The 6,308-nt window shown below is 41.4% G+C and carries 4 protein-coding genes; 2 read left to right on the forward strand and 2 right to left on the reverse strand.

Annotated elements, in window-relative coordinates; translation table 11 throughout:
* Positions 1–67 precede the first annotated feature (67 nt).
* Positions 68–1,891 (reverse strand): translation elongation factor 4, encoded by a 1,824-nt coding sequence (gene lepA / locus STRDD04_RS03030; protein ID WP_062199250.1) that lies wholly within the window; start codon positions 1,889–1,891, stop codon positions 68–70.
* A 136-nt stretch (positions 1,892–2,027) separates the two neighbouring features.
* Between lepA and STRDD04_RS03035 the strand changes: the two genes are divergently transcribed.
* Positions 2,028–2,843 carry a Cof-type HAD-IIB family hydrolase gene (locus STRDD04_RS03035; protein WP_062199252.1) on the forward strand — a complete coding sequence of 272 codons (816 nt, stop codon included), beginning with the start codon at positions 2,028–2,030 and terminating at the stop codon, positions 2,841–2,843.
* A gap of 605 nt (positions 2,844–3,448) precedes the next feature.
* Here STRDD04_RS03035 and hemH read toward each other — a convergent pair.
* Complete coding sequence (hemH, locus tag STRDD04_RS03040; protein ID WP_037617491.1) at positions 3,449–4,543, reverse strand: ferrochelatase; 1,095 nt, start codon at positions 4,541–4,543, stop codon at positions 3,449–3,451.
* Positions 4,544–4,921: 378 nt separating this feature from the next.
* On the opposite strand from hemH, the gene pepT reads away from it, so the two are divergent.
* Complete coding sequence (pepT, locus tag STRDD04_RS03045) at positions 4,922–6,145, forward strand: peptidase T (RefSeq protein ID WP_062199254.1); 1,224 nt, start codon at positions 4,922–4,924, stop codon at positions 6,143–6,145.
* Positions 6,146–6,308: the final 163 nt, after the last annotated feature.

Consider the following 6,308-nt stretch of genomic DNA (forward strand, 5'->3'; position numbering starts at 1 on the left):
TTTGTCCCAGACTCTAAACTGTCATTTAATTTATCTCTTGAATCGGGTGAATAACATCCACTGGATGTTATTCATCATCCATACTCAAGACACTGAGGAAGGCTTCTTGCGGAACTTCAACAGATCCGATAGCTTTCATCCGTTTTTTACCAGCTTTTTGTTTTTCTAGGAGTTTGCGCTTCCGAGAAACGTCACCACCATAACATTTAGCCAAGACGTTCTTACGCAGGGCCTTGATATCTGTCCGAGCCACGATTTTCTGACCGATAGCGGCCTGAATTGGTACTTCAAACTGCTGGCGCGGGATGATTTTCTTGAGCTTGTCCACAATCAGCTTACCACGCTCATAGGCAAATTCCTTGTGAACGATAAAGCTGAGAGCATCAACCTTGTCGCCATTGAGGAGAATATCCATCTTCACCAGCTTGGATGAGTGATACTCAGAGATTTCGTAGTCAAAGCTAGCATAGCCACGAGTAGAGGACTTGAGCTTGTCAAAGAAGTCAAAGACGATTTCAGCAAGCGGGAGCTGATAGATGACATTGACCCGATTATCATCGATATAGTCCATGGTCACAAAGTCACCACGCTTGCGCTGAGCCAGCTCCATAACTGCTCCGACAAATTCTTGGGGCACCATAATCTGTGCCTTAACGTATGGCTCCTCGATCGAATCAATCTTGGTCGGGTCCGGAAACTCGCTTGGGTTGGACACATCAATAGACGCCCCATCTGTCATATTGACTTTATAGATAACAGACGGCGCTGTCATGATCAGATCAATATTAAACTCACGCTCCAAACGCTCCTGAATAACGTCCATGTGCAGTAAGCCCAAGAAGCCACAACGGAAACCAAATCCTAATGCCTGTGATGTTTCCGGTTCAAATTGCAAGCTAGCATCGTTTAGCTGGAGTTTTTCGAGAGCCTCACGCAGATCGTTGTATTTATTGGACTCAATCGGATAGAGACCAGCGAAGACCATCGGGTTCATCTGCTTGTAGCCGGCTAATGGCTCCGCAGCTGGATTGTCCGCCAAGGTCACTGTGTCTCCGACCCGAGTATCCTGTACCGTCTTGATAGAGGCTGCGATATAGCCAACATCCCCTGTCGCTAAGAAATCACGGCCAATGGCCTTAGGAGTGAAGATGCCGACCTCAGTCACGTCAAAGGTTTTACCATTGCTCATGAGCTGAATGGTATCTCCTGGCTTGACCACACCGTCCATAACCCGCACTTGCAGGATTACTCCACGATAGGCATCGTAAACCGAATCAAAAATGAGAGCCTTGAGCGGTGCTGCCACATTGCCTGTCGGTGCAGGAACTTTCTCCACGATTTGCTCCAAGATTTCTTCAATCCCGATACCAGCTTTAGCCGAAGCCAACACAGCTTCACTTGCATCCAAACCAATGACATCTTCAATCTCTGTTCGAACTCGCTCTGGATCAGCAGCTGGAAGGTCAATTTTATTGATAACTGGTAAGATTTCCAAATCATTATCTAAAGCAAGATAAACATTGGCTAAAGTTTGTGCTTCAATACCTTGTGCTGCATCGACCACCAGAATAGCCCCTTCACAGGCTGCCAATGATCGCGATACTTCATAAGTAAAGTCCACATGCCCTGGTGTATCAATCAAATGAAAAATATAAGTTTCACCGTTCTTAGCTCTATAATTAAGTTCAATCGCATTGAGCTTAATAGTAATGCCCCGCTCCCTTTCCAAATCCATACTATCTAAAAGTTGAGCTTGCATTTCCCGGCTGGATACAGTATCCGTCGCTTCCAAAATTCGATCTGCCAAAGTTGACTTACCGTGGTCAATGTGAGCAATGATGGAGAAATTCCGAATCCGCTCCTGCCGCTTTTTTAATTCATCTACATTCATTTTTCTCTTCCTTTTCGGGTATTCTATTTATTATAACATAAGAAAGGTGATTTTTACCAGTCCTGAAAAGGCATACCATATTCCGTTTCATTTATGCTATAATAAAAATAAATACATTTACAGAAACGAGAATGCTATGATTAAACTAATCGCATTAGACATGGACGGTACGCTTTTAAATAGTCAAAAAGAAATTCCCCAAGCACATATTCAAGCGATTCATCAAGCTGTCGAACATGGAGTAAAGCTGGTTCTTTGTACAGGTCGCCCTCTAGTCGGAGTGAAACCTTATTATGAACAATTAGGACTGAGTGGAGATAATGAATATGTCATTATCAATAACGGCTGCTCCACTCATCAAACAAAGGATTGGAAGCTTGTTAATTGGAAAGAGCTAAGTGCAGAGGATATGCTTTATCTGGATAGAATCGCCAAGCAAACTCCTGCCCAACTGACTCTTTTTGACGAAGAACGCTATTTAGTAGTTAACGAAAAACCAAGCGACCTAGTCACCTATGATGCTAGCCTTGTCTTCACAACCCCAACAGAAATCAGTCTCGAAGAAGCTATCAGCAGTAAAAATATTATATTTCAAGCTATGTTTTTAGCCCAGCCTAATGAGTTAGATACCTTTGAAAAACAATTTGGTTCGCAGATTTCTCAACGTTTCAGCGGTGTTCGCTCACAACCGGTCATTTACGAAGCCATGCCAAAGGGCACTACTAAAGCAACAGCTCTTAAGCAATTAGCTCAACACTTAGAGATTGAACCTCAAGAAATTATGGCACTTGGTGATGCCAACAACGACATTGAAATGATCCAATTTGCAGGTCTTGGCGTGGCTATGGGCAATTCTAGCAACTATGTTAAAAAACTAGCCAATTATGTGACAGATACCAATGATGCGAACGGTGTCGCCGCAGCTATTGAAAAGTTTATTTTGAATCAATGAGATATAAAAGATGGTGGGACAGAAGTAATTTTTTAAAATTTTACTTCATCCTCTTGCCTCTAGACTGAGATTAAAAGGATCTTTCAGACATTATTTTGTTATCACTTAGTTTATCTTTTATTACCTTATTAGATTAAACAGTCTGGGAAACTGTTGATCAGAACAAAGCGAGGCTGAAACAAAAGTGTCTCAGCCTTTTTTGTTGCAATCTAAAAAGTATCGAGATTAGAAAATCTCTATTCCCTTCTTTTTTCACATTTTCCAGTATACTTGCAGGTGGCTGGTAAGATGGGAGTGCCTAGCTCCTGTCAAAAAGCTGCTGATACGGTGCAGTAAACAGATCTTAACACAATGATCCTAATCCAACCAGAGTGCTCCGCTACATCTCCTCCATAATTAGAAAATGATAAACATAAAGCCGATAAGGATTATGTCCAAAAACATAATTGGCCATCGCAACGGCTTTCCTCCATGTAAAGTTACATATTCTTAGTGCTGGCACAAAGACTACTGGCAAAGCAGTTCCCTGATCAAATCTTGGTGCCAAAGTATCGCGAATTTCCCTTCTGAAATCATGTTATAAAGTCAGCAACGAAAATGCATAATCAGCTTTTAGGCAGTTTTCCTGCTTTCTCCAGCATTTTCTTGACAAAGTATGGCATTTTAACATTTTCGCGGCCTTTTTTCTCAATCAATTTCTTGACAAAATCTGGCATTTTCAGCTCTGCACCTTCTGCCAGAATCTGACTGCTCTCCTCCGACGGCTGCAATTCATCAAATGTTTCTTCTTCTGGAAAACATTCTTTGAAAGGTTCATGCTTATGGCGGTGGATACTTTGAATCAGAGCGTCAATTAGACGGTCATCTGCATTGGGCATAGGCGGTCTATGATAGGCAACACCCAGATCTTCGCAAAGTTCCTTGCACTCCACGTCATTGTCAAAAAGGACCTCTATATGCTCACTGATAAAGCTAATCGGTACAAAAATATAATGCTGCGGATGTGTTTCTTGCTGACGCATGTAGTCCAGCACGTCAGGTTTGATCCAAGGGAGTCCAATGTCACTCTCACTTTGCCAAACATTGAGATAATCCTCCTCTGTCAAACCCAACCTGTCAGCAATCAAGCGGACATTGTCATAGATCTGATCAATGTAAGGATCTCCAAAATCTAAAGCCAGAATAGGCACACTGTGGGCTGAAAAGAAAATCTTGAAGGTCTCCTCTCCAACCTCTTCTGTAAGAATCTTTCTCAGTTCCTCTGCCCAATAATCAAGAATAGCTTCTTCTTGATACCATTCCTTAATGATATTAAAGCGGATGGAGTCACTCTGGATAAACTTCTCATAACCCATAACAGAATAGTAAGAAAAATGCGGCTCTAGGATCAAACAGATACAATCCTCAATACCATCCTCTTCCATCCGCTCAATCACATCTGGGATAAAAGGACGTGAGAATTTATTGGCAAAATAAACCGCATACTCACCAGATAAACGCTGACGGACCTTTTCCACCTCTTCTAGACTGATACGCTGCAGAGGCGTTCCGCCAATGAGGACATAGTTATCATAGAGGGTCTGAATCTCATGGTCTTGCGGCCTGACACCGCGGCGAATATTGGTAAAAAATTCAGCCACTCCCTCAAAGCTAATCTCCTCTGGCGAGCCAAAAGTCATCATTAGAACTGCTTTCTTCATCATCTTTCCTCTTCAATCACCTTGTGAAAACCAAACTAGCCTTTCAATGGTTTACTTGTAATTTCTTTCATTTTAACATCTTAAAAAAGACTTGAATAGCCTAAAATCCCATTCTCTACGAAGAAAATACAAATTTAATAATTCAGACATTTTAACAATTGAAAAACAAAAATAAAACAGAACGGACTGCTGCTCTCCAAAACTGAAAAATAGTTTGCGACTTCATCTTTTAAAGCCTTCCCTGTGAAATTCATATTTTTTAACGCTTATATAAAATGGTTTTTAAGACGTTAGTTAGAAGCGACAGCAGTAAAAAATATTTCTCACCTTTCCCCAATTATGCTAAAATAGATTTGAATAAATGAAAGAGGAGTTTTTATGAAATACCCTAATCTTTTAAACCGTTTTCTGACTTATGTTAAAGTCAATACACGCTCAGACGAGACCTCCACTACTACTCCCAGCACCCAGAGTCAAGTGGACTTTGCGACTAATATCCTCATCCCTGAGATGAAGCGGGTCGGCTTGGAAAATGTCTACTACTTACCTAACGGCTACGCCATCGGTACTCTTCCTGCAAATGACCCAAGTTTCACGCGCAAAATCGGTCTTATTTCTCACATGGATACTGCAGATTTCAACGCAGAAGGTGTCAATCCACAAATTATTGAAAATTATGATGGCGAAGTGATTCCGCTTGGGCAGTCTGGTTTTAATCTTGACCCTGCTGATTTTGCTAGTTTGAAAAAATACAAAGGACAAACCTTGATTACAACCGATGGAACGACTCTTCTTGGATCTGATGATAAATCAGGTATCGCTGAAATTATGACAGCAATTGAGTATCTATCAGGTCACCCGGAAATCAAACACGGCGAAATTCGAGTTGGTTTTGGTCCAGATGAAGAAATTGGTGTTGGAGCTGACAAGTTTGATGCGATAGATTTCGATGTAGATTTCGCTTATACGGTTGACGGTGGCCCGCTTGGAGAACTTCAATTTGAAACTTTCTCTGCAGCTAGTGCAGAAATCACTTTCCAAGGACGCAATGTCCATCCAGGGACAGCCAAAGGACAAATGATTAATGCTCTGCAATTAGCTATTGACTTTCATAATCAATTGCCACATGGTGACCGCCCTGAGTTAACAGATGGCTACGAAGGCTTCTATCATCTTATGAATGTAGAAGGAACTGTTGAGGAAGCAAAAGCAAGTTATATCATTCGTGACTTTGATACAGTAACCTTTGAAAAACGCAAAGAATTCATGCGCTCCATTACCAATAAAATGAACGAAAAACATGGTGAACGGGTTCATTTAGAACTGAAAGATCAATACTACAATATGCGCCAAGTCATTGAAAAAGACATGACACCAATCAATATCGCAAAAGCAGTCATGAACAAATTGGACATCAAACCGATTATTGAACCTATTCGTGGCGGGACGGATGGCTCTAAAATTTCCTTTAAGGGAATTCCAACACCAAATATCTTTGCCGGTGGTGAAAACATGCACGGTCGCTTCGAATATGTCAGCCTAGAAACAATGGAACGTGCTGTCGATACCATTATCGGCATCGTCTCTTATCAAGAAAAATAAACTTTAATGAATATAAAAAGCGAACACAGCTAATCTCCCACGAAATTAGTATGTTCGCTTTTTCATTATTGACTTTCAGTCTGTCTCGCTCCGCTAGGTGCGAGACAAATAAACCACCCGCTATGCGGGTGCGCATCAAAGGTTATACCAAAAAAACTCCAAA

Origin of the sequence: Streptococcus sp. DD04, from assembly GCF_001578725.1 — a bacterium.
GTDB classification, from domain to species: domain Bacteria; phylum Bacillota; class Bacilli; order Lactobacillales; family Streptococcaceae; genus Streptococcus; species Streptococcus sinensis.